The sequence below is a fragment of the Pseudomonas sp. Leaf59 genome (assembly GCF_920984685.1).
In the GTDB taxonomy this organism is placed as follows: domain Bacteria; phylum Pseudomonadota; class Gammaproteobacteria; order Pseudomonadales; family Pseudomonadaceae; genus Aquipseudomonas.
Genome location: NZ_CAKLBR010000009.1, coordinates 176,835 through 202,215, shown reverse-complemented (window position 1 = coordinate 202,215; position 25,381 = coordinate 176,835). Strand labels below are relative to the sequence as shown.

General features: G+C 61.8%; 25 protein-coding genes and 1 pseudogene. 17 read left to right on the top strand and 9 right to left on the bottom strand.

What is annotated here, in order from left to right:
* The first annotated feature begins 4 nt into the window (after positions 1–4).
* From hslU to LUB09_RS12640, 5 genes are all read left to right on the top strand, one after another.
* A complete protein-coding gene (hslU, locus tag LUB09_RS12660) occupies positions 5–1,342 on the top strand; it encodes an ATP-dependent protease ATPase subunit HslU (protein ID WP_209987579.1) in 1,338 nt (445 codons plus the stop codon).
* 120 nt (positions 1,343–1,462) lie between these two features.
* Positions 1,463–1,840, top strand: coding sequence for a gamma-butyrobetaine hydroxylase-like domain-containing protein (locus tag LUB09_RS12655; RefSeq protein ID WP_209987577.1), 378 nt, complete (start codon positions 1,463–1,465; stop codon positions 1,838–1,840).
* Between the two features lie 249 nt (positions 1,841–2,089).
* The gene (phaC, locus tag LUB09_RS12650) at positions 2,090–3,769 is read left to right on the top strand and encodes a class II poly(R)-hydroxyalkanoic acid synthase (protein ID WP_231422722.1); all 1,680 of its coding nucleotides are present in this window, start codon (positions 2,090–2,092) and stop codon (positions 3,767–3,769) included.
* Positions 3,770–3,873: 104 nt separating this feature from the next.
* On the top strand, positions 3,874–4,719 hold the full coding sequence (gene phaZ / locus LUB09_RS12645) for a poly(3-hydroxyalkanoate) depolymerase (RefSeq protein WP_209987571.1): 846 nt from the start codon (positions 3,874–3,876) through the stop codon (positions 4,717–4,719).
* 64 nt (positions 4,720–4,783) lie between these two features.
* Complete coding sequence (locus tag LUB09_RS12640) at positions 4,784–5,404, top strand: TetR/AcrR family transcriptional regulator (protein ID WP_231422721.1); 621 nt, start codon at positions 4,784–4,786, stop codon at positions 5,402–5,404.
* An 85-nt stretch (positions 5,405–5,489) separates the two neighbouring features.
* Here LUB09_RS12640 and LUB09_RS12635 read toward each other — a convergent pair whose 3' ends face one another.
* The 3 genes from LUB09_RS12635 to LUB09_RS12625 all read right to left on the bottom strand — a co-directional run bounded on the left by LUB09_RS12635 (position 5,490) and on the right by LUB09_RS12625 (position 7,149).
* Positions 5,490–6,335 carry a phasin family protein gene (locus LUB09_RS12635; RefSeq protein WP_231422720.1) on the bottom strand — a complete coding sequence of 282 codons (846 nt, stop codon included), beginning with the start codon at positions 6,333–6,335 and terminating at the stop codon, positions 5,490–5,492.
* A gap of 12 nt (positions 6,336–6,347) precedes the next feature.
* Positions 6,348–6,770, bottom strand: coding sequence for a phasin family protein (locus tag LUB09_RS12630; RefSeq protein WP_231422719.1), 423 nt, complete (start codon positions 6,768–6,770; stop codon positions 6,348–6,350).
* Between the two features lie 103 nt (positions 6,771–6,873).
* Entirely contained in the window at positions 6,874–7,149 is a 276-nt protein-coding gene (locus LUB09_RS12625) for a polyhydroxyalkanoic acid system family protein (RefSeq protein ID WP_209987560.1), read from the bottom strand.
* Between the two features lie 144 nt (positions 7,150–7,293).
* Here LUB09_RS12625 and ubiE point away from each other — a divergent pair, with 144 nt between their 5' ends.
* The 12 genes and pseudogenes from ubiE to LUB09_RS12570 all read left to right on the top strand — a co-directional run bounded on the left by ubiE (position 7,294) and on the right by LUB09_RS12570 (position 17,325).
* Complete coding sequence (gene ubiE, locus LUB09_RS12620; protein ID WP_209987558.1) at positions 7,294–8,064, top strand: bifunctional demethylmenaquinone methyltransferase/2-methoxy-6-polyprenyl-1,4-benzoquinol methylase UbiE; 771 nt, start codon at positions 7,294–7,296, stop codon at positions 8,062–8,064.
* Complete coding sequence (locus LUB09_RS12615; RefSeq protein ID WP_231422718.1) at positions 8,064–8,687, top strand: ubiquinone biosynthesis accessory factor UbiJ; 624 nt, start codon at positions 8,064–8,066, stop codon at positions 8,685–8,687. The genes ubiE and LUB09_RS12615 overlap by 1 nt, the downstream gene beginning before the upstream one ends.
* The gene (gene ubiB / locus LUB09_RS12610) at positions 8,684–10,288 is read left to right on the top strand and encodes a ubiquinone biosynthesis regulatory protein kinase UbiB (protein WP_209987551.1); all 1,605 of its coding nucleotides are present in this window, start codon (positions 8,684–8,686) and stop codon (positions 10,286–10,288) included. The genes LUB09_RS12615 and ubiB overlap by 4 nt, the downstream gene beginning before the upstream one ends.
* Positions 10,289–10,329: 41 nt before the next feature.
* Complete coding sequence (gene hisI, locus LUB09_RS12605) at positions 10,330–10,722, top strand: phosphoribosyl-AMP cyclohydrolase (protein WP_231422717.1); 393 nt, start codon at positions 10,330–10,332, stop codon at positions 10,720–10,722.
* Positions 10,723–10,724: 2 nt separating this feature from the next.
* A complete protein-coding gene (locus LUB09_RS12600; RefSeq protein ID WP_209987548.1) occupies positions 10,725–11,057 on the top strand; it encodes a phosphoribosyl-ATP diphosphatase in 333 nt (110 codons plus the stop codon).
* Positions 11,058–11,083: 26 nt separating this feature from the next.
* Positions 11,084–11,362 carry a twin-arginine translocase TatA/TatE family subunit gene (locus LUB09_RS12595; RefSeq protein WP_003237389.1) on the top strand — a complete coding sequence of 93 codons (279 nt, stop codon included), beginning with the start codon at positions 11,084–11,086 and terminating at the stop codon, positions 11,360–11,362.
* 10 nt (positions 11,363–11,372) lie between these two features.
* Positions 11,373–11,774 carry a Sec-independent protein translocase protein TatB gene (gene tatB / locus LUB09_RS12590; RefSeq protein WP_057008529.1) on the top strand — a complete coding sequence of 134 codons (402 nt, stop codon included), beginning with the start codon at positions 11,373–11,375 and terminating at the stop codon, positions 11,772–11,774.
* On the top strand, positions 11,771–12,559 hold the full coding sequence (gene tatC / locus LUB09_RS12585) for a twin-arginine translocase subunit TatC (RefSeq protein WP_231422716.1): 789 nt from the start codon (positions 11,771–11,773) through the stop codon (positions 12,557–12,559). The genes tatB and tatC overlap by 4 nt, the downstream gene beginning before the upstream one ends.
* A complete protein-coding gene (locus tag LUB09_RS12580; RefSeq protein ID WP_231422715.1) occupies positions 12,556–13,263 on the top strand; it encodes a 16S rRNA (uracil(1498)-N(3))-methyltransferase in 708 nt (235 codons plus the stop codon). Before tatC ends, LUB09_RS12580 begins: the two co-directional genes overlap by 4 nt.
* 99 nt (positions 13,264–13,362) lie before the next feature.
* A pseudogene (locus LUB09_RS24070) lies at positions 13,363–14,373 on the top strand (methyl-accepting chemotaxis protein); the annotation flags it as partial.
* 33 nt (positions 14,374–14,406) lie between these two features.
* Complete coding sequence (locus LUB09_RS24065; protein WP_373460636.1) at positions 14,407–15,279, top strand: methyl-accepting chemotaxis protein; 873 nt, start codon at positions 14,407–14,409, stop codon at positions 15,277–15,279.
* Between the two features lie 138 nt (positions 15,280–15,417).
* On the top strand, positions 15,418–17,325 hold the full coding sequence (locus LUB09_RS12570; protein WP_231422713.1) for a methyl-accepting chemotaxis protein: 1,908 nt from the start codon (positions 15,418–15,420) through the stop codon (positions 17,323–17,325).
* 3 nt (positions 17,326–17,328) lie between these two features.
* On the opposite strand, the gene LUB09_RS12565 is transcribed toward LUB09_RS12570, so the two are convergent.
* The 6 genes from LUB09_RS12565 to LUB09_RS12540 form a co-directional block, all read right to left on the bottom strand.
* On the bottom strand, positions 17,329–18,063 hold the full coding sequence (locus tag LUB09_RS12565) for an amino acid ABC transporter ATP-binding protein (RefSeq protein ID WP_209987533.1): 735 nt from the start codon (positions 18,061–18,063) through the stop codon (positions 17,329–17,331).
* A complete protein-coding gene (locus LUB09_RS12560; RefSeq protein WP_231422712.1) occupies positions 18,056–19,015 on the bottom strand; it encodes an amino acid ABC transporter permease in 960 nt (319 codons plus the stop codon). Before LUB09_RS12560 ends, LUB09_RS12565 begins: the two co-directional genes overlap by 8 nt.
* A 129-nt stretch (positions 19,016–19,144) precedes the next feature.
* On the bottom strand, positions 19,145–19,942 hold the full coding sequence (locus LUB09_RS12555; protein ID WP_209990623.1) for a transporter substrate-binding domain-containing protein: 798 nt from the start codon (positions 19,940–19,942) through the stop codon (positions 19,145–19,147).
* A gap of 131 nt (positions 19,943–20,073) precedes the next feature.
* Positions 20,074–20,874, bottom strand: a complete 801-nt coding sequence (locus LUB09_RS12550; RefSeq protein WP_231422711.1) for a transporter substrate-binding domain-containing protein — start codon at positions 20,872–20,874, stop codon at positions 20,074–20,076.
* Positions 20,875–21,059: 185 nt separating this feature from the next.
* A complete protein-coding gene (gene mdoH, locus LUB09_RS12545; protein ID WP_209987525.1) occupies positions 21,060–23,630 on the bottom strand; it encodes a glucans biosynthesis glucosyltransferase MdoH in 2,571 nt (856 codons plus the stop codon).
* Positions 23,623–25,368 (bottom strand): glucan biosynthesis protein G, encoded by a 1,746-nt coding sequence (locus LUB09_RS12540; RefSeq protein ID WP_209987523.1) that lies wholly within the window; start codon positions 25,366–25,368, stop codon positions 23,623–23,625. The genes mdoH and LUB09_RS12540 overlap by 8 nt, the downstream gene beginning before the upstream one ends.
* Positions 25,369–25,381: the final 13 nt, after the last annotated feature.

The window sequence follows — 25,381 nt, the reverse complement described above, 5'->3', positions numbered from 1 at the left end:
CACTATGTCCATGACTCCCCGCGAAATCGTCCATGAACTCAACCGCCATATCATCGGCCAGGACGACGCCAAGCGCGCCGTCGCCATCGCCCTGCGTAACCGCTGGCGCCGAATGCAACTGCCCGAAGAACTGCGCGCTGAAGTAACGCCCAAAAACATCCTGATGATCGGGCCTACCGGCGTGGGTAAAACCGAAATCGCCCGGCGCCTGGCCAAGCTGGCCAACGCACCGTTCATCAAGGTCGAAGCGACCAAGTTCACCGAGGTGGGCTATGTGGGCCGCGATGTCGAGTCGATCATCCGTGACCTGGCCGACGCTGCCCTGAAGATGCTGCGCGAACAGGAAGTGACCAAGGTCAGCCATCGCGCCGCAGATGCCGCCGAAGAACGCATCCTTGACGCCCTGCTGCCTCCGGCACGCATGGGTTTCAACGAAGACTCGGCGCAGTCGACCGATTCCAACACGCGCCAGCTGTTCCGCAAGCGTCTGCGTGAAGGGCAACTGGACGACAAGGAAATCGAGATCGAAGTCGCCGAAGTTTCTGGCGTCGACATCTCCGCACCGCCTGGCATGGAAGAAATGACCAGCCAGTTGCAGAACCTGTTCGCCAACATGGGCAAGGGCAAGAAGAAAAGCCGCAAGCTCAAGGTCAAGGACGCGCTCAAACTGGTGCGCGACGAAGAAGCCGGGCGCCTGGTCAATGAGGAAGAACTCAAGGCCAAGGCCCTGGAAGCGGTCGAGCAGAACGGCATTGTGTTCATCGACGAGATCGACAAGGTGGCCAAGCGCGGCAACTCCGGTGGCGTCGATGTGTCCCGCGAAGGCGTGCAGCGCGACCTGCTGCCGCTGATCGAAGGCTGCACCGTGAACACCAAGCTGGGCATGGTCAAGACCGACCATATCCTGTTTATCGCCTCCGGCGCGTTCCACCTGAGCAAACCGAGCGACCTGGTGCCGGAGCTGCAAGGTCGCCTGCCGATTCGCGTGGAGCTCAAGGCGCTGACGCCGAGTGACTTCGAGCGCATCCTCAGCGAACCGCACGCTTCGCTCACCGAGCAGTACCGTGAACTGCTGAAAACCGAGGGCCTGGGCATCGAGTTTCAGCCGGACGGTATCAAGCGCCTGGCCGAAATTGCCTGGCAGGTCAACGAGAAGACCGAGAACATCGGAGCCCGTCGCCTGCACACATTGCTTGAGCGTTTGCTGGAGGAAGTCTCGTTCAGTGCAGGCGACCTGGCCGGTGCGCAAAATGGCGAAGTGATCAAGATCGACCCGGATTACGTCAACAGTCACTTGGGCGAACTGGCGCAGAACGAAGATTTGTCGCGCTACATCCTGTAACCGCCCAGCTCTAAGTGTGGGAGGGGGCTTGCTCCCGATAGCAGTGTGTCAGTATCCGATAAGCTGACGGACACACCGCTATCGGGAGCAAGCCCTCTCCCACATTTTGGAATATCGCCAATGTCTAAATTCCCTACCGCTGTAAACCTGCACAAAACCTCCAACACTCTCGGCCTCACCTATGGGCCGGATGAAACCTACCAGCTGCCCGCCGAACTCCTGCGGGTGCACTCGCCTTCCGCCGAGGTCCAGGGCCACGGCAAACCGATCCTGCAATTCGGCAAGCTCCACGTTAAGTTGATCAAGGTGGAACCGGCCGGCCAGTACGCACTGAAATTGACCTTTGACGACGGCCATGACAGCGGACTGTTCACCTGGGATTACCTCTACCAACTGGCCGTGCGTCAGGAAAAGCTGTGGGCCGACTACCTGGCCGAACTCAAGGCCGCCGGCAAAACCCGCGACCCAAGCGAGTCGGTCGTGCGGCTGATGCTCTAGCTCAGGCTTCCTGCGCTTTAGAGGGCATTTTCTAATTTCATCTGCTTGAATGCTCTGTTGCGTGGTCAATGATTGGCCCGCTTGCGGAAAAAATTAAACTCGGGTAACCAATGGAACTGGCAAGTTCCCTGCATTTGACGATGCGGTATCAACGGTCACCCAAGTTGCAGTACCTGGTTTGTGCCGTGTATCGAAACTGGACGCTCGGGCATGACTGGTACTCGTCTTTCGGACAATGGAGCGTCGTAGATGAGTGACAAGAACAACGATGACTTGAAACGCCAGGCCTCGGAAAACACCCTGGGGCTGAACCCGATCATCGCGTTACGCAAAAAGGACTTACTCGCCTCGGCGAAGATGGTGCTGACCCAGGCCATCAGGCAACCGCTGCACAGCGTCAAACATGCCGCCCACCTTGGGCTCGAGTTGAAGAACGTGATGTTCGGCCAATCCGCGCTGGTGCCGGAGCACGACGACCGTCGCTTCAGCGACCCGGCCTGGAGCCAGAACCCGCTCTATAAACGCTATCTTCAAACCTACCTGGCGTGGCGCAAGGAACTGCACGACTGGATCGACGACAGCAGCCTGTCGCCCCAGGACATCAGCCGCGGTCACTTCGTGATCAACCTGATGACCGAAGCCATGGCCCCCACCAACAGCGTGGCCAACCCGGCGGCGGTCAAACGTTTCTTCGAGACCGGCGGCAAAAGCCTGCTCGACGGCCTGTCCCACCTGGCCAAGGACATGGTGCACAACGGCGGCATGCCCAGCCAGGTCAACATGGGCGCCTTCGAAGTGGGCAAGACCCTGGGCACCACCGAAGGCGCGGTGGTGTTTCGCAATGACGTGCTGGAGCTGATCCAGTACAAGCCGATCACCGAACAGGTGCACGAGCGCCCGCTGCTGGTGGTACCGCCGCAGATCAATAAATTCTACGTATTCGACCTGAGCCCGGAAAAAAGCCTCGCGCGCTTCTGCCTGCGCAATAACCAGCAGACCTTTATCGTCAGTTGGCGCAACCCGACCAAGGCCCAGCGCGAGTGGGGCCTGTCCACCTACATCGAAGCGCTCAAGGAAGCGGTGGACGTGGTCAGCGCGATCACCGGCAGCAAGGACATCAACATGCTCGGCGCCTGCTCCGGCGGCATCACCTGCACTGCGCTGCTGGGCCACTACGCGGCGCTGGGCGAGAACAAGGTCAACGCGCTGACCCTGCTGGTGAGCGTGCTGGACACCACCCTGGATACCCAGGTGGCGCTGTTCGTCGACGAACAGACCCTGGAAGCGGCCAAGCGCCATTCCTACCAGGCCGGCGTGCTCGAAGGCCGCGACATGGCCAAGGTGTTTGCGTGGATGCGCCCCAACGACCTGATCTGGAACTACTGGGTCAACAACTACCTGCTGGGCAATGAGCCGCCGGTGTTCGATATCCTGTTCTGGAACAACGACACCACGCGCCTGCCGGCTGCATTCCACGGCGACCTGATCGAGCTGTTCAAGAACAACCCTCTGGTGCGCGCCAATGCCCTGGAAGTGTGCGGCACGCCCATCGATCTCAAGCAGATCACCGCCGATATCTACTCCCTGGCCGGCACCAACGACCACATCACGCCGTGGCAGTCCTGCTACAAGTCAGCGCAGTTGTTTGGCGGCAAGGTGGAGTTCGTGCTGTCGAGCAGCGGGCATATCCAGAGCATCCTCAACCCGCCGGGCAACCCCAAGGCGCGCTATCAGACCAGCGACGGCCTGGCGGGCAAGCCGCTGGAGTGGCAGGAGAATGCGACCAAGCACACCGATTCGTGGTGGCTGCACTGGCAGGCGTGGCAGGCAGAGCGCGCCGGAAAACTGAAGAAAGCCCCCGCGAAACTGGGCAATAAAGCCTACGCCGCAGCCGAAGCGGCGCCGGGTACCTACGTTCATGAACGCTAAGCCACACAGGTTGTTTAGACTGAAATGAGATCCAAATGTGGGAGCGGGCTTGCTCGCTCCCACACTGATCTCCCTCCGGCTGTAAGACTTCACAGGGCTTGAGCATGTCGCAACCGTTCATCTTCCGCACCATCGACCTGGGCGGCCAGACCCTGCGCACGGCGGTGCGCCCGGGCAAGCCGCACATGACGCCGCTGCTGATCTTCAATGGCATCGGCGCCAACCTGGAGTTGGTGTTTCCGTTCGTGCAGGCCCTGGACCCGGACCTGGAAGTGATTGCCTTCGATGTGCCCGGCGTCGGCGGCTCTTCGACGCCCAACCGGCCCTACCGCTTCCCGGGCCTGGCCAGGCTCACCGCGCGCATGCTCGATTATCTGGACTACGGCCAGGTCAACGCAGTAGGCGTGTCCTGGGGCGGCGCGCTGGCGCAGCAGTTCGCCCATGACTACCCGGAACGCTGCAAGAAACTGATCCTGGCGGCCACGGCGGCGGGTGCGGTCATGGTACCGGGCAAACCCAGGGTGCTGTGGCTGATGGCAAGCCCGCGCCGCTATATCCAGCCGTCCCACGTGGTGCGTATTGCGCCGATGATCTACGGCGGCTCGTTCCGCCGCGATGCCAGACTGGCTGCCGAGCACGCGAGCAAAGTGCGCTCGGCGGGCAAGCTGGGGTATTACTGGCAGCTGTTCGCGGGGCTGGGCTGGACCAGCATCCACTGGCTGCACAAGATCCGCCAGCCGACCCTGGTGCTGGCCGGCGACGACGACCCGCTGATCCCGCTGATCAACATGCGCCTGCTGGCCTGGCGCATTCCCAATGCGCAGTTGCACATCATCGATGACGGCCATCTGTTCCTGATCACCCGGGCCGAGGCCGTGGCGCCGATCATCATGAAATTTCTGCAGGAGGAGCGCCTGCGCGCCGTGATTCACCCGCGACCTGCTGTGTAAGCACGCACTGCCGGCCACCTGTGTGCGCCTGCGCTCTACTCAACGATCAACCCAAGAAGACCGGATGAAGACCCGCGACCGTATCCTTGAATGTGCCCTGCAGTTGTTCAACCACAAGGGCGAACCCAACGTGTCGACCATGGAGGTGGCCAATGAAATGGGGATCAGCCCCGGCAACCTCTACTACCACTTCCATGGCAAGGAGCCGCTGGTGCTCGGGCTGTTCGAGCGTTTTCAGGCCGAACTGGCGCCGCTGCTCGATCCGCCCGCCGGCGCGCACCTGGAGCCCCAGGATTACTGGCTGTTCCTGCACCTGATTGTCGAGCGCATGGCGCATTACCGGTTTCTGTTCCAGGACCTGTCCAACCTGGCCGGACGCCTGCCCAAGCTGGCCAAGGGCATTCGCCACCTGCTCACTGCCCTCAAGCGCACCCTCGCTTCGTTGCTGGCGCGGCTCAAGGCCGACGGGCAACTGGTAAGCGATACCCAGGCGCTGGGGCAACTGGTGGAGCAGATCACCCTGACCCTGCTGTTTTCACTGGACTATCAGCGCGTTCTCGGCCGAGTCGGTGAGGTGCAGGTGGTGGTCTACCAGATCATGATGCTGGTGGCGCCGCACCTGTTGCCGCCGGCACGCCAGGCCACCGAACGGCTGGCAATGCGTTACCTGCAAGACCCGGTTTAACGGGCACTTATTCAAGCGCTGTGTTTCGAACACAAAAAAACGCCCGACCTTCGCAGGCCGGGCGTTTTTGCGTGCCCCAAAAAAATCAGGACTGACTGGTTGGCGTCGGGGTGACCGGCGTCGCCGTCGAGGTTGCCGCCGGTGCAGAGACCGAGTTGGCTGCGGAGGCGGTTGATGCCGAGGTTGCCGGCTTGGCAGCGGCGGGTTTCTTCGCAGCGGCTGGTTTCCTGGCGGCAGGTTTCGCAGCAGGTTTGGCGGCAGCAGGTTTTGCAGCAGCGGTTTTTGCAGCAGGTTTTGCAGCGGCCTTCGTCGCGGGCTTCGCTGCCGGCTTGGCCGCTGCTTTGGCCACCACCGGTTTGGCCGCTGGCTTGGCTACTGGCTTGGCTGCTGCGGTTTTTGCAGCAGGCTTGGCAGCCACCTTGGCCGGGGCCTTGGCGACAGGCTTGGCCGCGCTTTTTGCAGCAGGTTTGGCGGCGGCCGTTTTAGCAGTCGCCGGCTTGGCAGCAGGCTTGGCCGCCGCTGTCTTCACGGGAGCCGCCTTGGCGCCAGTGAGTTTTTCAATCTGTCGGGTCAAGGTATCGACCTTGCTGTGCAGGGTCTTGAGTTCTGCCTTGCTCGGCACGCCCAGACGCGAAATGGCACTGTTAAGGCGCTTGTCGAAAGTCTCTTCCAACTTGCTCCACGTGTCGGAAATGCTCGACTTGGCGGAGCCGGCGCTGGCCTTGGCCGCGTCGACTTTTTTACCCACTGTGGTCTTGGTCAACTTCTCGGCTTTTTCGCCGTCCTTGACCAGGGTCTCGAAGTATTTGCCGCCGTCACTGCTAACCTTCGAATACACGCCTAAACCAGCAAGCCAGATCTTGCGGGAATATTTTTCAACTTCCCCGACCCACGAGCTGCTTTCTTTCTGAGTAGTCTTTTTAACAGCCATTCCGGTGTCTCCTTAGTGTTTACGCGCGACACGTTCGAGCAATGCCGTCAGCGCTTCGAGCTTAGCAGAGAGTGTCTCAACATCATGTTTAGACGCAATGCCGATTCGATTCAAGGCACTTGCAACACGCGAGTCAAAAGCGTGTTCAACTTTATCCAGTTGAACTTCAACCAGGCCTTTGATGCTTGAGAGATGACGCTTGACTTGATCAATCTGACTGTTAGCCGCAGCCACTTGTTCAACGGCAACTTTTTTACTTTTACTTTCAACATGTTGACCGCTCTTGACGAGTTCATTGAAGTACTCGCTGCCCTCGCCGCCGACCTTGGCATAGACACCAAGACCTGCCAGCCAGATCGTGCGGGCGTAGCGTTTAACGTCACTGAAGACAGCCGGCTGAACATCGATTTTTTTTCGCAGCATAACGTTGGCCATGGTGCACCTCACATCAATCAGGGCGGGAATCGGCCCGCAGGAGTTGAGGGCTTGAGCACAAAGTAGGCTGGAAAATTAGAATCGGCACCCTAAGTACAATCGATCAGGCCAGCGCCTTGTCCAGTGCCTTTTCGATCTCGGTTTTAAGCGTGCCGCTCATGGCCGACATCAACAGTCCCAGTTCCACGTCAATACGCAGCAAGTCTTCATCCACCCGAACCGTGCCCTTAACCCCCGAGCGTTTGAGGTTCAAGGTATCGCCAGACCAGACCGACGCCACGCCGTACTTGTCCTGGAGTTTCTGCGCCAGCGTGTCGGCCTTCGCCCGCGCCCCTTCCTTACCCAGGGAATGCTCACGCTCAACGGTTATACGGGCCATGCCAATGACTCCTTTCAAGAGGGGCTGAGAAACCTTCAATGCGGCAAAAGGTCTCGATAAGCACCTATCTTACCTGCAGCCTTGCCAAGACAAAGCAGGCCTTGGGGATTATCATGTGCCGCATTCTCTTTTGGTGACAGCGATATGACTGATCAGCGCAAAGGCAGCGATGCCGAACCCACCACTCACTTCGGCTTCAAGAACGTCCCGCAAAGCCAGAAAGCGGAAAAGGTCGCTGAGGTGTTCCACTCCGTGGCGGCCAAGTACGACCTGATGAACGACGTGCTGTCGGGCGGCATGCACCGTCTGTGGAAGCGCTTCACCATCGAGTTGTCGGGCGTACGCACCGGCAACCGCGTGCTGGACATTGCCGGCGGCACCGGCGATCTGGCGGCCAAGTTTTCCAGGCTGGTCGGCCCCACCGGCCAGGTGGTGCTGGCGGACATCAACGGCTCGATGCTCAAGGTCGGCCGTGATCGCCTGCTGGACAAGGGCGTGGCCGACAACATCAAGTTCGTCCAGGCCGACGCGGAAAAACTGCCGTTCCCGGACAACCATTTCGACTGCGTGACCATCGCCTTCGGCCTGCGCAACGTGACCCGCAAGGAAGACGCGATCCGCTCGATGCTGCGCGTGCTCAAGCCCGGCGGTCGCCTGCTGGTGCTGGAGTTCTCCAAGCCGACCAACGCGCTGATGTCCAAGGTCTACGACACCTACTCGTTCGCCTTCATGCCGCTGATGGGCAAGCTGATCACCAACGATGCCGAGAGCTATCGCTACCTGGCCGAATCGATCCGCATGCACCCCGATCAGGAAACCCTCAAGTCGATGATGGTGGAAGCCGGTTTCGACCGTGTCACCTACCACAACATGACCTCAGGCATTGTCGCCCTGCACCGCGGCATCAAACCCTGATGCTGCTCGCGGGCCTTCTTGCCGGCGTCGAACACGGCCTCAACCGTGTACTGCGCCTGGACAGTACCGCCCTGGCGCGGCTGGGGCACTTGAACGGCAAGGTGATTGCCGTCGATTGCACCCGCCCGGCCCTGCAGCTGTTCATCCTGCCCAGCGATGAAGGCCTGCTGCTCGCCACACAATGGGCGGCCGAAGCCGATTGCACCCTGCGCGCGCCGGCCTCCAGCCTGTTGCACCTGGCGCTGAGCCGCAACAAGACCGCCATCCTGCACAGCCCGCAGGTGCACCTGGAAGGCGAAAGCGCGGTGCTGATGGACCTGGCCGCCGTGTTGCAGGACCTGGAGCTGGACTGGGAATACGAGCTGTCGCGCTGGCTTGGTCCAGTGGCCACCCCATTGATCAGCGGGCACCTGCGCAGCCGCGCGCAGTGGTATCAACAGGGGTTTGCCAGCCTCAACCAGAACCTCGCCGAATACCTGAGCGAAGAAGCGCGCACCCTGGTCGGGGAGCGAGAAGCGCAGGCGCGCTTTCGTGAACTCGACAAGGCCAAAATCGACCTGGAACGCCTTGAGGCCCGCTTCGAGCGCCTGAGCCGTTCCCTTGATCCAAGCGATAACGCATGAAGCTGCTCGCCGTCCGCCGTTTGTTTCGTATCCAGCGCGTGGTCATGCGCTACCGCCTCGATGACCTGCTGTTCGCCTTGCCGCTGCCTTGGTTGTTGCTGGCGGTGCGCTATGTGCTGCCGTGGCGCTGGCTGCCGCGCAAAAAGCTCGAGCTGAGCCGTGGCGCGCGCCTGCGTCTGGCATTGCAGGACCTGGGACCGATCTTCATCAAGTTCGGGCAGATCCTCTCTACCCGCCGCGACCTGCTGCCCGAAGACATCGCCGACGAACTGATGCTGTTGCAGGACCGCGTACCGCCGTTCGACTCACAGCAGTCGATGGCGCTGATCGAAGCCCAGCTGGGCAAGAAGATCAGCGAAGTGTTCCGGCGTTTCGACGTCGAGCCGCTGGCCTCGGCCTCGGTCGCGCAAGTGCACGCCGCGCAGCTCAAGACCGGCGAAGAAGTGGTGGTGAAAGTGATTCGCCCGGGCCTCAAGCCGATCATCGGCCAGGACCTGGCATGGCTGTTCGTTCTCGCCCGCGCCGCCGAACGCTTCTCTGCCGATGCGCGCCTGCTGCACCCGGTGGATGTGGTTGCCGACTACGAAAAAACCATCTACGACGAGCTCGACCTGCTGCGCGAAGCGGCCAACGCCAGCCAGCTGCGACGCAATTTCGAAGGCTCACAGTTGCTGTATGTGCCGCAAGTGTATTGGGACTGGTGCCGCCCCAAGGTGCTGGTGATGGAGCGCATCTACGGCCTGCAGGTCACCGACCTCGCTGCCCTGGCCGACCAGCGCACCGACATGAAAATGCTCGCCGAGCGCGGCGTGGAGATCTTCTTCACCCAGGTATTTCGCGACAGTTTCTTCCATGCCGACATGCACCCCGGCAATATCTTCGTCAGCACCGTCACCCCATGGAGCCCGCAGTACATTGCGATCGACTGCGGCATCGTCGGCAGCCTCACCCCGGAAGACCAGGACTACCTGGCGCGCAACCTGTTCGCCTTCTTCAAGCGCGACTACCGCCGCGTGGCGCAGTTGCACATCGACTCGGGCTGGGTGCCGGCGGAAACCAAGCTCAACGAATTCGAAGCGGCGATTCGCACGGTGTGCGAGCCGATCTTTGAAAAACCGTTAAAAGATATTTCCTTCGGTCAGGTGCTGATGCGCCTGTTCCAGACCGCGCGGCGCTTCAATATGGAAGTGCAGCCGCAGTTGGTCTTGCTGCAAAAAACCCTGCTCAACATCGAAGGCCTGGGCCGCCAGCTTTACCCGGACCTGGACCTGTGGAACACCGCCCAACCGTTCCTGGAACGCTGGATGCGCGAGCGCATGAGTCCGAAAACCATGATCGGCAACATGTACAGCCAGATGGAGCAACTGCCCCATCTGGCCAACATGACCCGTGACCTGCTGGAGCGCATGTCCCAGCCCCATGCCAAGGACCCGGAGCCGCCATGGCGCAAGCGCAAGGACGACTGGTTCCTGCGCCTGCTCGGTGCCGCGCACCTGGTGGGGGGCGTGATGCTCGCCATCGGCGGGCCGTTGAACGAGCTGGGCTTCTGGCCGGCCGGGGTCATGGTGGCCGTGGGTATCTATCTGATCGTGCGTCGATAGCCAATCCGGTTATACACTGTCGCAAATTGCCGGAGCCGAACATGAAAGACTGGCTGGACGAGATCAAGTGGGACAGTGACGGCCTGGTGCCGGCCATTGCCCAGGACTACAAGACCGGGCGCGTATTGATGATGGCCTGGATGAACCGCGAGGCCCTGAGCCTGACTGCCACCGAGCAGCGCGCCATTTACTGGTCACGCTCGCGTGGCAAACTGTGGCGCAAGGGCGAAGAGTCCGGGCATGTGCAAACCCTGCACGAGCTGCGCCTGGACTGCGACGGCGACGTGGTGATCCTCAAGGTCGAGCAGATCGGCGGCATCGCCTGCCACACCGGGCGTCACAGCTGCTTCTACCGCGTGTTCGAGAACGGCGAGTGGAAAGTGGTGGAGCCGGTGCTCAAAGACCCGCACGCCATCTACTCCGCAGGACACTGAACATGAGCGATACCCTCAACCGTGTGGCCCAGGTGCTGGAAGCGCGCAAAGGCGCGGACGCCGACAGTTCCTATGTTGCCAGCCTCTACCACAAAGGCCTGAACAAGATTCTGGAGAAGCTCGGCGAAGAGTCCGTCGAGACGATCATTGCCGCCAAGGATGCGCAGATCAGCGGTGATTGCAGCGATGTCATCTATGAAACCGCAGACCTGTGGTTCCATAGCCTGGTCATGCTCGCCCAATTGGGGCAGCATCCACAGGCCGTGCTGGATGAACTGGACCGCCGCTTCGGCTTGTCCGGGCACGCCGAAAAGGCCTCGCGCCCGTCCGCTTGAATAACTAAGACTGGAGGATTTGCAGCATGGGCATTTTTGACTGGAAACACTGGATCGTCATTCTTGTGGTGGTGGTGTTGGTATTCGGTACCAAAAAACTCAAAAACCTCGGCACCGATGTCGGCGAGTCAATCAAGGGCTTTCGCAAGGCCATGAACGACGATGAAAAGCCCGCCGATCCTGTGGTCAATCCTGTGCCGCCGGCCCAACCCGTGCACCCGCAGGCCACCCAGCCGATCACCGAGCGTCGCACCTTCGACGTGCAGGCTGAGAAAGTCGAAGAGCCGACCCGCAAAGACCTGTGAGTACTGACTAATGTTTGGTATCAGCTTCTCTGAACTGCTCCTCGTCGGCCTGGTTGCCCTGCTGGTGCTGGGGCCGGAACGGCTGCCCGGTGCAGCACGCACGGCGGGCCTGTGGATCGGTCGCCTGAAACGCAGTTTCAATGCGATCAAACAGGAAGTTGAGCGGGAAATCGGCGCTGATGAAATCCGCCGCCAGTTGCACAACGAACACATCCTGTCGCTGGAGCAGGAGGCGCGCAAGATTCTGACGCCGGTGCAGGAGCCCGCCAAACCGGCGGAGCCTGCGGCCAACAGCATCGCACCGGTGGTTGAAACCCCGCCCGCGCCGCCGACCGTTCCCACAGAACCCGCGCCGGCGCCTGTTGCAGCGCCCGCTCCCCATGACCCTACATTGCCGCCGCGAGCCCCATGAGCGCTGATAAACCGGAAACCGACCAGCACATGCCGCTGGTCTCGCACCTCACCGAGCTGCGTACCCGCCTGCTGCGTTGCGTGGCGGCGATCTTCATCATCTTTGCCGGGCTGTTCGCCTTCACCCAGCAGATCTACACCTTCGTCTCCACGCCTCTGCGCCAGTACCTGCCGGTGGGCGCAACGATGATCGCCACCGATGTGTCGTCGCCGTTCCTCACGCCGTTGAAGCTGACCATGATGGTCTCGCTGTTCCTCGCGATCCCGGTCATCCTGCATCAGATCTGGGGCTTTATCGCGCCGGGCCTGTACAAGCACGAGAAGCGCATTGCGGTGCCGTTGCTGGTGTCGAGCATCCTGCTGTTCTACACCGGCATGGCGTTTGCGTACTTTCTGGTGTTCCCGCTGATCTTCAAGTTCTTCGCCGCCGCCACTCCGGCCGGGGTGGAAATGATGACCGACATCACCAGCTACCTCGACTTTGTAATGACGCTGTTCTTCGCCTTCGGCGTGGCTTTCGAGATCCCGGTGGCCGTGGTGCTGCTGGTGTGGATCGGCGTGGTCGACGTGAAGTACCTGAAGAAGATCCGCCCGTACGTGATCATCGGCTGCTTTGTGGTGGGCATGATCCTCACGCCGCCGGACATTTTCTCCCAGACCCTGCTGGCCGTACCAATGTGGATGCTGTTCGAGATCGGCATCCTGTTCAGCGGTTTGATCAGCAAGCGGGGCGAACACCCCGAAGACCAGCCTGACGACGAACAGCCGCCAGCGACCCAGCCGTGAACTTGCTGCTGCTCGAGGAGGCCGACTTCATCGCGGCCGACCGCGTGGTGCTGCGCGACCGGCGCCTGGTGCACATGCAGGACGTCCACCGCGCCGCCGTTGGCGACAACCTGCGCGTTGGCCGCATCGGCGGGCTGATGGGCGACGCGCAACTGCTGCGCCTGGAAGCCGCCGAGGCAGAGCTGCACGTCAGCTTCGACCAGCCGCCGCCGGCCAAACTGCCGCTGACCCTGCTGCTGGCCCTGCCCCGCCCGAAGATGCTGCGCCGCGTGCTGCAAACCGTGGCGGCCATGGGTGTGCCGAGGGTGGTGCTGCTCAACAGCTATCGGGTGGAAAAAAGCTTTTGGCAGACGCCTTTCCTGGAGCCAGAGGCGGTACGTGAGCAGCTGATTCTCGGCCTGGAACAGTCCCGCGACACGGTACTGCCGCAGATCATCATCGAGAAGCGCTTCAAGCCGTTCGTCGAGGATCGCCTGCCGGCCATGACCGAAGGCACCCTCGGCCTGATCGGCCACCCCGGCGACTACCCGCCCTGCCCACGCGGCCTCGACGAGCCCGTCACGCTGGCCATCGGCCCCGAAGGCGGTTGGATCCCCTACGAGGTGGACCTGCTGACCAGGGCTGGCCTGCAACCGGTGCAACTGGGCGCGCGCATCCTGCGCGTCGAGACCGCCGTCACCGCCCTGCTCGCCCGCCTTTTCTGAAAAAACCCTGCGACAGCGGGTATGCACGGCTACAGAATCCCGAGCCCCTGCCGATAGCCCCTGAATAAGTCCAAGCCTTGTTCCAGGGGAGTTTGCAACATGTATCGTCAGTTAGCCGAAAAGCTGGGTAATGTCAGCGTCAAAACCAAGCTGGCCGTGGGTTTTGGCCTGGTATTGGTGCTGACATTAATGATCACCTTCACCGGCTGGACCAGCCTGGGCGATGTGATTGGTCGGGGTGACAAGCTGGGTTACATCTCCAGCCTCAACGGCGTGACCAAAGACCTGCGTCTGGCGCGCCTGGACTTCGAAATGCGCCGCGGCGAGCAAGGCACCGGCGCGGTCGACAGCCTGATCGCACAATTGGACGACGGCCTGAAAAAAGCCGCGCAGTTGATCGAGCAACCCGACGACAAGGCCCTGGTCGAACAGCAGCAGGAAGCCTTGAGCCAGTACAAAAAGGCCTTCGCCGCCATGGTCCAGGCAGGGCTCAAGCGTGAAGGCGCGCGCAGCAAGCTGGGCGATACTGCCGACAACGCCGTGGCCAAAATCAACGAGATCGAAGCCGCGCTGCTGCAAGGCGACAGCGTCAGCCAGTTCAACAGCGTGGTGAGCCTGAGCAAACTGATTCAGCAGGCACGCTTTCAGGTACGCGGCTACACCTACAGCGGCAAGGTCGAGGCCGAACAGCCCGCGCTGGACGCCATCGACAACGCGCTCAAGAAAGCCAGCGAACTCGAAGGCCAACTGCCGGCGCAGTACCTGACCAACCTGCAACAGGCCGGCGTGTCGCTGCAGGCCTACCGTGCCGCCGTCAGCCAGTACCGTGACTCCCAGACGGCCGCCGCCGCTGCGCTGAAGACCATCAACGCCCAGGGCGAGATCCTGATGGGGCACAGCGAAAAACTCACGGTTTCACAGACCGCCGTGCGCGACCGCGATGCCGCGCAAGCCAAATACCTGCTGCTACTGGCCGCCGCGCTGGCATTGATCGTGGGCCTGTTCGCCGCCTGGGCGATCACGCGCCAGATCATCATCCCGCTCAACCAGACCCTGCAGGTCGCCGAGCGCGTGGCCTCGGGCGATTTGAGCCACAACCTCGAGTCCGGCCGCAAGGACGAACTGGGCCAACTGCAACGGGCCATGCAAAGCATGACCCTGGGGCTGCGTGAGTTGATCGGCGGCATCAGCGACGGCGTGACCCAGATCGCCAGCGCGGCCGAGCAGTTGTCGGCGGTTACCGAACAGACCAGTGCAGGGGTCAACAGCCAGAAGGTCGAGACCGACCAGGTGGCCACCGCCATGAACGAAATGGCCGCCACCGTGCAGGAAGTGGCGCGCAACGCCGAAGAGGCTTCTGAAGCCGCAGTGGCCGCCGACCAACAGGCCCGTGAAGGCGACAAGGTGGTAGCGCAAGCCATCGCCCAGATCGAACGCCTGGCCGCCGAGGTGGGCAGTTCCACCGAGGCCATGGGCCATCTGCAGCGCGAAAGCGACAAGATCGGCAGCGTGCTCGACGTGATCAAATCCGTGGCCCAGCAGACCAACCTGCTCGCGCTCAACGCCGCCATCGAGGCCGCGCGGGCGGGCGAGGCCGGACGCGGTTTTGCCGTGGTCGCCGACGAAGTGCGCAGCCTGGCGCAGCGTACCCAGAAGTCCACCGAGGAGATCGCCGAGCTGATCGTCGGCCTGCAGAGCGGCACCCAGCAGGTGGCAACCATCATGGACAACAGCCGTGGTCTGACCGACAGCAGCGTCGAGCTGACCCGTCGCGCCGGCACTGCGCTGTCGAGCATCACGCTGACGGTGTCGACCATCCAGGCGATGAACTCGCAGATCGCCACCGCCGCCGAGCAGCAAAGCGCCGTGGCTGAAGAGATCAACCGCAGCGTGCTGAACGTGCGCGACATCTCGGAGCAGACCGCTGCGGCCAGCGAAGAAACCGCCGCTTCGAGCACCGAACTGGCACGCCTGGGCACCCATCTGCAAGCATTGGTCAGCCGCTTCCGGGTCTGACGCACTTGCCTGTGCGGCGACCGGATCTCGGTCGCCGCCGGCCACCTCTGAAATTTCCTACGCGTTTATCAGGCCCGCCTGACCATCAATGGGGCTAGCGTTTAACCACGCCGGTTACGTTCCCGTTGGAGGTCGATCATGCTTCGTCGAATGACTCATCTGCTGGGTGACCTGAGTGTCACCTTCAAACTGATCCTGGGGTTTTCCCTGGTACTCGCCCTGAGCCTCGTGATTGCCACGACGGGCTGGCAAGCCCTGGAGGCGTCTCTCTACCGCTCGCAGACGCTAACGCTGCTGTCGCAACTGGCGGTGGCCGGTGAAAAATTGCGCGCGGACCGCATTGTTTACCGAACCCTGAACGATGCCGACAGCCTCAACAAGTTGGGCACCGGCATGCAGAAAGTCGATGACCTGCTGAGGCAGCTTCCCAGCCGACTCAAGGCGCCCAAGGCGGCCGAGTACCAGCAGGAGATTACCCGTATTTCCGGCACCTTCAAAAACCGCCTCAAGGAGGTGCCGGCACTGGTTGAGCAGCGCGAGACCGCCCGCGCGAAGCTCAAGGAAAATTCCGCGCAGACCGGCGACGTGCTGACGCAACTGGCCAGCGACCTGCCCGATCAGGACGATCAAAAAGCCCTGGATGCCGTGGAAGACCTGCGTCAGGCCATCGAACAGGCCGACGACCGTGCGCAAAGCCCGGCCTGGGCCGCCAGCTCACTGGAGACCTACGCGCAATCGGTCAGCGATGCCGAACGCGACCTGGAACAGGCTCAGGCCGCCGTGGCGAAGTTGCCGGTCAACAGCAACCTGTTGAACACCACCGTGCTGGGCATCCGCACCCATCTCACACGGCTCAAGGACACGCAACTGAGCACCGAAGCCCGGCAAAACCAGTTGGAGCAGCTGCTGGACCAATTGCTCGCGCAAAGTGATCTGCTAAGCCAGGACCAGACCCAGCGCCGCGACGGCGAGGCCGAGCAGGCGCGCACCCATACCTTGCTCATCACCGCTGCCGCCTTGCTGTTCGGCGCGCTGGCGGCGTGGCTGATTGCCGGGCAAATCGTCAAGCCGTTGCGCAAGGCACTGTCGATGGCCAACCGCATTGCCCAGGGCGACCTCAGCGACGACCTGCAAACCCGACGCAAGGATGAGCTGGGGCAGTTGCAACGCAGCATGAACCAGATGACGGCGAATTTACGCGGGCTGATTGGCAACATCAGCGACAACGCACGACAAGTCGCCAGCGCGGCCGAGGAGCTGTCCACGGTCACCGAACAAACACGCGCCGGGGTGAACCATCAGCGCGCGGAAACCGAGCAGGTGGCGACCGCCATGAACCAGATGCTGGCGACTGCCCAGGAGGTCGCGCGGCATGCCGAACAGGCTTCAATTGCTGCCAGTGCAGCCAATCAACAGACCGAAATCGGCGATCAGGTGGTGACCGATGTCGTGGCGCAAATCGAACACCTGGCCCATGAAATGGCGCGCTCAAGCCAGGCCATGCTGGCGCTGCAACGGGAAAGCCAGAAAATCGGCAGCGTGCTGGACGTGATCAAGTCCGTCTCGCAGCAGACCAACCTGCTGGCGCTCAACGCCGCCATTGAAGCGGCACGCGCCGGCCAAGCCGGTCAGGGGTTTGCGGTGGTGGCCGACGAAGTCCGCACACTGGCCCGGCGCACCCAGCAGTCCGCCGAGGAAATCGAAGGGCTGATCAGCGGCCTGCACAGTGGCACGCAACAAGTGGCCGACATCATGGACCACAGCCGCACCCTCACCGACAGCAGCGTCGGCCTGGCGCGCAACGCTGGCGATGCGCTGACGGAGATTGCCCGCACCGTCGCGGTTATCCAGGACATGAATCCGCAGATTGCGGCAGCGGCCGAACAGCAGAGCGCGGTGGCCGAAGAGATCAATCGCAGCGTGTTGAAAGTGCGCGACGCCTCGGAGCAGACCGCCACCGCCACCGAACAGACGGCAGCGGCGAGTGTTGAACTGGCACGGCTGGGCGTGAGCCTGCAGCAGTGCGTCGAGCAGTTCAAGGTCTGACCGCTACAGGACCTGACGCAGAAACGCCTGGGCACGCGGGTCCCTGGGCGCGGCGAAGAATTCGGCCGGGGCCGCGTCTTCGAGCAACTTGCCGTGGTCGAAGAACAGCACCCGATCAGCCACTTCACGGGCAAAACCCATTTCGTGGGTGACGCAGACCATGGTCATGCCTTCCAGGGCCAGGGTCTTCATCACGTCCAGCACTTCGCCGACCATTTCCGGGTCCAGCGCCGAGGTGGGCTCGTCGAACAGCATCACCTTGGGCTCCATGGCCAGGGCGCGGGCAATCGCCACCCGCTGTTGCTGCCCGCCGGAGAGGCGTGAGGGAAACTCATTGGCTTTCTGCGCAATGCCGACCTTTTCCAACAGCGCCAGGGCCTTGGCTTCGCGCTCCTTTTTACCGCGCTTGCGCACCACTTTTTGCGCCAGGCAGAGGTTTTCCAGCACGGTCATGTGGGGGAACAGGTTGAAGTGCTGGAACACCATACCGACCTCGCGGCGGTAGGCGTTCACATCGGTCTTGGGGTCGGCCAGTTGCAGGCCGTCGATGCTCACCGAGCCCGAGTCGAAGGCTTCCAGGCCGTTAAGGCAGCGCAGGAAGGTGGACTTGCCGGAACCGGACGGACCGATCACTACCAGCACCTCGCCCCTGGCCACCTGGGTGGTGACGTGATCGACCGCACGCACCACCTGCCCACGGGTATCAAAGACTTTTACCAGATCGCGGACTTCAATCACTTTGCGCGAGCCTCCGCTCAAGCCGGCTGGCCATTTTCGACAGCGGCAGGTTGATCAGCAGGTACAGGCCTGCGACGCAGAACAGGATTTCAAACGGCGAAAACGAGGTGGTGATCACCTCACGGCCGCTTTTGAGCAGTTCGGTGATGGCGATGACCGAGACCAGCGACGTGTCTTTCACCAGGCTGATAAATTGCCCGGCCAGAGGCGGCAGTACGCGCTTGAAGGCCTGCGGCAGTACCACGTGACGCATCGACTGGCTGGCACTCAGGCCGAGGGAACGCGCGGCCTCGTCCTGGCCACGGGTGATGGACTGCACGCCGGCCCGCACGATTTCCGCCACATAGGCGCCGGTGAACAACGACAGTGCGGCGATCCCGGCGAACTCCCGGGACAGGTTGAGCACCGTGCCGATGAAGAAATAGAAGATGAAGATCTGCACCAGCAGCGGCGTGCCACGCACCAGTTCGACGTAGAGCGTCGACAGGTCGCGCAAGGTGGGGTTGCTGGACAGTCGGCACAGTCCGATCGCCAGGCCAATCGCCAACCCGAGGACCCCGGAGACCACCGACAGCCACAAGGTTGTCCACAAGCCCCACATCAGCGGGCCAAGTGCCCAATGGCGGTTCACCCCAATCACATCGCCTTCGGCCACATCATCGCCGCGCGCCACTTGCAGGCTGTTGTCTGCCACGCTCACGCGTTGCTCGGCGCCGGCGTCATTGCGCAGGGTCACTTCAGCGATGTCGCCCTTGCGCACCAGTTCGATAACGGTGGAGATGTCCGCAGCGCGCTGGGCTTCTTCGGCCTGATAGGCGAAGTACTGCGGCACGCGGTTCCAGCGCCACTCGTAGGCCATCAGCGAGGTGGCGTAATACAACGCGCCAGCCAGGCCGACCAGCACGACTACGGTCAGCAGGTGCCAGGGCCATTGGGCTTTTTTCTGTTTCATTTCACTTTCCGAAAGATTTTTCGCCTGTGATGCCGTCTTCGCGAGCAAGCCCGCTCCCACCGTTGGAGTGCGTTCCAAGTGTGGCAGCGGGCTTGCTCGCGAAGGCCGCGACGCGGTGCTCAGCCAGGCTTATTCCATGTCCTTGAGCCACTCGGCGCTCTTGAACCACTTGTCATGGATGCGATCGTAGGTGCCGTCGTTGCGGATCTGGTGCAGAAAATTGTTGATGTAGTTGAGACTGTCGTAGTCGCCCTTCTTCAGGCCGAACGCCAAGGGTTCAAAAGTGAAGGGTTCGTCGAGGAACACCAGCTTGCCGTTGCCGACCTTTTTCTCGGCGACCACGTTGTACGGTGCGTCGTAGACGAACGCGTCGGCCTTGCCATTGACCACGTCCAGCACGCCTTCCTGTTCGTTGTCGTAGCCGTGGTACTTGGCTTTGGCGATCAGCTTTTTGGCGACCATCTCACCGGTGGTGCCGAGCTTGGAGGTCAGGCGGTACTTCTCGTCGTTGAGGTCTTTGTAGGACTTGATGGTGCCTTCCAGCTCCTTGCGAATCAGCAGCGTCTGGCCGACCACGATGAAGGGTTCGCTGAAGTTCAGGCGCAGGTTGCGCTCCTGGGTCAGGGTCATGCCGCTGCCGATCATGTCGAACTTGCCGGTGAGGAAGGCCGGGATGATGCCGTCGTAGCCGGTGGACACCAGCTCCAGCTTGACGCCCATGGACTTGGCCATGGCCTTGAGGATATCGACTTCGAAACCGATGATTTCACCGCGCTTGTCGGTCATCTCGAACGGCATGTAGGTCGGGTCCATGCCGACCTTGAGCGTGCCGCGCTTGACCGCATCATCGATGGCGCCGGCCTGGGCCGCCGTGGCGGCTACCAGCGCAGTGACGCCGAGCATCAGCATCGACAGATACTTTTTCATCATCAAGTCCCCTGAACCATTCTTGTAAGGTCGGCGCGCAAAAAGGGCTGCACCATTTCGGGGTGCGATCCTAACTCACTCGCTGCCTGTCACAAAGGTTTCACGGGTAAATCTTGTCGGCGTCATGACCTTCACTCGACGTCCGCCATCCAGTCAGTGTCCTTGAACCACTTGTCGTGCAGGTGATCATAGGTGCCGTCCTGGGCCACCTGATTGAGAAAGTGGTTGATCCAGTTGACGCTGTCGTAATCGCCCTTTTTGAGGCCGAACGCCAGCGGCTCAAAGGTGAAGGGCTGCTCCAGGGCCAGCAACGTGGCGTTTTCCGGACGCGCCATGGCAATCAGGTTGTAGGGCGCATCGTGAATGAACGCATCGGCCTTGCCCTCCACCACCTGCCGCACACCTTCCTCGGGGGTGACGAAACTGCTGAACCGGGGCGTGCGCAGAAAACGTCGCGCGGCAGCCTCGCCGGTGGTGCCCTGACTGACAGCGATGTGATAGCCCGCCTCGTCGAGGTCTTCGATGCTGGACACCTTACCGGCCAGCCGCGGATGCAGCAGCACGGTCTGGCCCACCACGATAAAGGAGTCGCTGAAGTTGAGCGTGAGGTTGCGCTCCTGGGTGACGGTCATGCCGCTGCCGATGAGGTCGAATTTCTTCGCCATCAGCCCCGGCACCAACTCTGTATACGGCACCACGACCAACTCCAGCTCGACACCGAGGGCACGGCTCATGGTGCGCAGCAGGTCGATCTCGAAACCGACAATGCGTCCCTGCCTGTCCTTCATTTCGAAAGGGGTGTAAGTGGGCGTGGTGCCTACTTTGAGCACGCCACGGCGCACCGCGTCGTCCAGCGCACCGGCCGCCGACACGCCGGCGTGCGTCAATGCGACAGCGCCGATCAGCAGTGCCGAACAAAACCTTTTGATCATGAGTGCCCCGTGGCGCATTGAATGTGGGGGGCGATGCTACCCCAGCCACAGGCGCCGCAATACGTCTCGAACAAAGGTCTTTTGTTTCGAAATAACAAGGGGTTAACGCTTAAAGGAAGAAGCGGGAAACGCTGTAGGATCCGCGCTGGAAACGCCCCCGAGGAGAACCCTCGGGGGCGTCTGAATCAGGCCGGTTGGGCCCGCGACACTTGTGGCTGCAGTGGCAGCAAAGGCGCGTGCGGATCAGCCTTGATCGAGGCACGCCAGGCGTCAAGCCACTCGGCATGCCCTTCGCTCCATACCTGTTCATGCAGGCGAGCCAGGGCGACCGGGTCGCTGAGCAAGGCCACACGCTCGGCGTTGGTCAGGCCGGCAGGGCCGACTTTCAACGCATGGCGCACACGCTCGACGCGCAGGTACTCGATCGGCTCCGCTTCACGGTGCCGCGAGGTCGCCAGGGCACAGGCCAGGGCGTTCTGCTGCGGGTCGACCACCGAACGCACGAACCCGTCATTGAGGGCGTGCCAGCGGTTTTCGTGGGTGTACTTCTCGGTCGACAGCAGCGCCTGCGGAGGGTTGTATTCCTCTGGGATGAGGAACAGGCTCTCGTCGCGGGATTTGAGACCCAGGTTGACCCGGCTGGAGATCACCGACACCGGAATCGACAGCATCAGCGACCCGACAATCGGCACCAGCCACCACAGGAAGCTTGGGTTCAACCACACCACCAGCAGTGCCCACAGGAAGCCCAGCACGGTTTGCGGACCGTGGCGCTTGACCGCTTCGCTCCAGGGTGTGGAGTCGTCGTCACGCTGCGGCGAATTCCAGGTCGCAGCCCAGCCGAGGAACGCGGCGAGCACGAAGCGGGTGTGGAAGATCATGCGCACCGGCGCCAGCAGCATGGAGAACAGCATCTCCAGCAGCATCGACAGGGTCACCTTGAACTTGCCACCGAACTCTTTCGCGCCCTTGGCCCAGATCAGGATGATGCTCAGCAGTTTAGGCAGGAACAGCAGCACGATGGTGGTGGAGAACAGCGCCACCGCCTTGTCCGGATGCCATTGCGGCCACAGCGGATACAACTGGCGCGGCGCCATGAAGTATTGCGGCTCCATCAGCGTGTTTACCGCCAGCAACGCGGTGGACAGCACCAGGAACAGGAACCACAGCGGCGCCGACAGGTAAGACATCACGCCGGTGAGGAATACCGCACGGTGCACCGGGTGCATGCCCTTGACCAGAAACAGGCGGAAGTTCATCAGGTTGCCGTGGCACCAGCGACGGTCACGCTTGAGTTCGTCGAGCAGGTTCGGCGGCAGTTCTTCGTAGCTGCCCGGCAGGTCGTAGGCAATCCACACGCCCCAGCCGGCACGGCGCATCAGCGCGGCTTCAACGAAGTCGTGAGACAGAATGGAACCGGCGAACGCGCCTTTGCCCGGCAATGGCGCCAGGGCGCAATGCTCGATAAACGGCTTCATGCGGATGATCGCGTTGTGACCCCAGTAGTGGGATTCACCCAACTGCCAGAAGTGCAGGCCGGCGGTGAACAGCGGGCCATAAACACGGGTAGCGAACTGCTGCATGCGCGCATACAGGGTGTCCATGCCCGACGCACGCGGCGCGGTCTGGATAATCCCGGCATCCGGCGTGGCTTCCATCAGGCGCACCAGGCTGGTCAGGCATTCGCCGCTCATCACGCTGTCGGCGTCGAGCACCACCATGTACTTGTATTCACCGCCCCAGCGACGGCAGAAGTCGTCGAGGTTGCCGCTCTTGCGCTTGACGCGACGACGACGACGGCGATAGAAAATCTTGCCGAAACCGCCGGCTTCGCGGCACACGTCGAGCCAGGCTTGCTGTTCGGCGATGCAGATGTCGGCTTCGTTACTGTCGCTGAGCACGAAGAAGTCGAAGCGATCCAGGTCACCGGTGGCGGCCACCGATTCGAACGTGGCGCGCAAACCCGCGAATACGCGCGGCACGTCTTCGTTGCAGATCGGCATCACCAGCGCAGTGCGCGCGTCTTTCGGAATGGGCTCGTCGCCGGCGCTTTTACCGGAGATCCGGTATTTGTCGTGGCCGGTCAGCAATTCGAGGAAGCCCATCAACGCGGTCCAGAAACCCGCCGACACCCAGCAGAACAGAATCCCGAACATGATCAGGATGCTGGTTTGCAGGGCGTAAGGCAGGACCTGGGTGGCGGTTTGCAGCAGGGTCTGGTTGCGGATCTCGTCGAAGTCGACCAGCGACCAGCCCTGGTACGGCATGATGCCTTTCATGTACCAGCCGGCCACGATGGTCTGGCCGAGCATCAGCACCAGCAGGATATAGCGGCGGATCGAACCCACGGTACGCCAGCGCGCGGCCGGCAATACGCGCTCGTCCTTGGGTGGCGCGGGCGGGTTGGAGCGCCCGGTGATACGGCGCCAGCCGCGCACCAGGATATTGGTGCGCCATGGCTCCGGCACGACCTTGGTGCGCCGGATCGGCGGCGTGGCCTTGAGGCACACGCGACCGCTGGCATCGAGCGCGAGCATTTCCGCGTCCTGCAGCTCTTCGGCGCTGTTGAGCGTCAGGCGCCGGCCAACCGACGCCTGGGCGGCGTCGACTGGTGCGTCGAAGGTGGCGGACGACAGGCGTTCGTGCAGCTCGCTGAAGGATGAGCAACCGGCCAGTTCGGCCCGTTGCTCAGCGGTCATCGGCAGATGCGCCAGGTACTCGGACAACGTCTCTGGCTTGGCTTGAGAATTACTCATCGGCTGGCAACTGGTAGCTCCAGGTCTCGCTCAGGACTTGTTCGGTCTTGATCGGCTCTGGTGTGACTGGGGCGGCGTCCGGCTGCTTGGCTTCCTTGTCTTTCGCTTCCTTGGCGTCCTTTTTAGCCTGTTTTTCGTGTTGCTTGGCCAGCACTTTGTCAGCCTTGAGCACGTGACTGGTGTCCTGCTCGGGGGCAGGCGGGGCAACATCCTGCACCAGTGCGGCACGCATTTCGGTCGGCTTGCCTGCGTCCTTGATCTTCATGCGCAGGGTCAAACGCCAGCCTTTGGTGTGCTCGTTGTAGCGCACGCTGTTTTCAACCAGTTCGGCGTTGTCGCCAACGCTCACCTGGCTGCGCACCGGAGCATCGGGCGGCAGGTTCTTCAGGGACGGACCCTCGAAGTCCACCAGGTAGGCCACGGTGCCATCCGGCTGACGGATCAGGTTGGACTGCTTGACGTCGCCGGTCGAACGCAAGGTCTGCTTGACCCAGGCGCTGTCGGTCGGGTGCAGGGCTTTTTCGTCCATGGTCCAGTGCAGGCGATAGGAAACGTCCAGCGGCTCGCCGACTTTCGGCAGTTCGGCCGGGCTCCAGAACGCAACGATGTTGTCGTTGGTCTCGTCAGCGGTCGGGATCTCTACCAGGTCGACGGTGCCTTTGCCCCAGTCGCCTTCAGGCTCGATCCAGGCGCTTGGGCGCTTGTCATAGTTGTCGTCGAGGTCTTCATAGTGGCTGAAGTCGCGGCCACGTTGCAGCAGGCCGAAACCACGCGGGTTCTCGACGCCGAAGTTGCTGACCGACAAGTGTTTTGGATTGTTCAGCGGGCGCCAGATCCACTCGCCGTTGCCGGCATGGATCGACAGGCCGCTGGAATCATGCAGCTCGCGGCGGTAGTTGAGCACCTTGGACGGCTGATTGGCGCCGAACAGGAACATGCTGGTCAACGGCGCAACGCCGAGCTTGCTGACCTTGTCACGCAGGAACATCTGCGATTTGACGTCGACAATGGTGTCGCTGCCAGGGCGCAGAGTCAGGCGGTAAGCGCCGGTGGCGCGTGGCGAGTCGAGCAGCGCATAGATGACCAGTTGTTTTTCACCGGGCTTGGGGCGTTCGACCCAGAATTCGGTGAAGCGCGGGAACTCTTCGCCGGACGGCAGGGCAGTATCGATCGCCATGCCACGCGCGGACAGGCCGTAGGTCTGGCCCTTGCCGACGACGCGGAAATAGCTCGCGCCGAGCATGGTCATGATTTCGTCTTGCTTGTCGTTCTGGTTGATCGGGTACAGCACACGGAAACCGGCGTAACCCAGTTGTTCGGTGGCCTTGGGATCAAACTTGACGTCGCCGAAATCGAAGCGCGTCGGGTCGTATTTGATTTCCTGAACGCTGTCGGCGGTCACTTCGTTGATCTTCACCGGTGTATCGAAGTGCATACCCTGGTGATAGAAGGACAGCTTGAACGGGGTGTTCTGATCGGCCCATTCGGCTTTCTCGTTGCGGAAACGAATTTTCTGGTAGTCCGCAAATTTCATTTCACGGAATTCGTTCGGCAGATTGCTGCGCGGAGCTTCGTATTTCTGCCCAGCCAGCTCTTTAGCCTTGGCCGACACATCGTCCAGACTGAATGCCCACAGTTGACCCGCGCCGAACAGGCAAAACAGGGCAGAGCCCGTTACCAGTGCGTTTCGTAACCGTTTGGCAGACAATTTTGGTGCATTACAGGGACTAACAATCACGAGCAACCCTCGC

Excerpts from the sequence above, each read along its gene's own strand:
- LUB09_RS24065 (WP_373460636.1), top strand. The coding sequence starts at position 14,407 with ATGCAAAGCATGACCCTGGGGCTGCGTGAGTTGATCGGCGGCATCAGC.
- ubiB (WP_209987551.1), top strand. The coding sequence starts at position 8,684 with ATGAAGCTGCTCGCCGTCCGCCGTTTGTTTCGTATCCAGCGCGTGGTC.
- LUB09_RS12555 (WP_209990623.1), bottom strand. The coding sequence starts at position 19,942 with ATGAAAAAGTATCTGTCGATGCTGATGCTCGGCGTCACTGCGCTGGTA.
- hslU (WP_209987579.1), top strand. The coding sequence starts at position 5 with ATGTCCATGACTCCCCGCGAAATCGTCCATGAACTCAACCGCCATATC.
- LUB09_RS12595 (WP_003237389.1), top strand. The coding sequence starts at position 11,084 with ATGGGCATTTTTGACTGGAAACACTGGATCGTCATTCTTGTGGTGGTG.
- LUB09_RS12625 (WP_209987560.1), bottom strand. The coding sequence starts at position 7,149 with ATGGCCCGTATAACCGTTGAGCGTGAGCATTCCCTGGGTAAGGAAGGG.
- phaZ (WP_209987571.1), top strand. The coding sequence starts at position 3,874 with ATGTCGCAACCGTTCATCTTCCGCACCATCGACCTGGGCGGCCAGACC.
- LUB09_RS12550 (WP_231422711.1), bottom strand. The coding sequence starts at position 20,874 with ATGATCAAAAGGTTTTGTTCGGCACTGCTGATCGGCGCTGTCGCATTG.
- ubiE (WP_209987558.1), top strand. The coding sequence starts at position 7,294 with ATGACTGATCAGCGCAAAGGCAGCGATGCCGAACCCACCACTCACTTC.
- LUB09_RS12600 (WP_209987548.1), top strand. The coding sequence starts at position 10,725 with ATGAGCGATACCCTCAACCGTGTGGCCCAGGTGCTGGAAGCGCGCAAA.
- tatB (WP_057008529.1), top strand. The coding sequence starts at position 11,373 with ATGTTTGGTATCAGCTTCTCTGAACTGCTCCTCGTCGGCCTGGTTGCC.
- LUB09_RS12560 (WP_231422712.1), bottom strand. The coding sequence starts at position 19,015 with ATGAAACAGAAAAAAGCCCAATGGCCCTGGCACCTGCTGACCGTAGTC.
- LUB09_RS12640 (WP_231422721.1), top strand. The coding sequence starts at position 4,784 with ATGAAGACCCGCGACCGTATCCTTGAATGTGCCCTGCAGTTGTTCAAC.
- LUB09_RS12635 (WP_231422720.1), bottom strand. The coding sequence starts at position 6,335 with ATGGCTGTTAAAAAGACTACTCAGAAAGAAAGCAGCTCGTGGGTCGGG.
- LUB09_RS12570 (WP_231422713.1), top strand. The coding sequence starts at position 15,418 with ATGCTTCGTCGAATGACTCATCTGCTGGGTGACCTGAGTGTCACCTTC.
- phaC (WP_231422722.1), top strand. The coding sequence starts at position 2,090 with ATGAGTGACAAGAACAACGATGACTTGAAACGCCAGGCCTCGGAAAAC.
- tatC (WP_231422716.1), top strand. The coding sequence starts at position 11,771 with ATGAGCGCTGATAAACCGGAAACCGACCAGCACATGCCGCTGGTCTCG.
- mdoH (WP_209987525.1), bottom strand. The coding sequence starts at position 23,630 with ATGAGTAATTCTCAAGCCAAGCCAGAGACGTTGTCCGAGTACCTGGCG.
- LUB09_RS12630 (WP_231422719.1), bottom strand. The coding sequence starts at position 6,770 with ATGGCCAACGTTATGCTGCGAAAAAAAATCGATGTTCAGCCGGCTGTC.
- hisI (WP_231422717.1), top strand. The coding sequence starts at position 10,330 with ATGAAAGACTGGCTGGACGAGATCAAGTGGGACAGTGACGGCCTGGTG.
- LUB09_RS12655 (WP_209987577.1), top strand. The coding sequence starts at position 1,463 with ATGTCTAAATTCCCTACCGCTGTAAACCTGCACAAAACCTCCAACACT.
- LUB09_RS12615 (WP_231422718.1), top strand. The coding sequence starts at position 8,064 with ATGCTGCTCGCGGGCCTTCTTGCCGGCGTCGAACACGGCCTCAACCGT.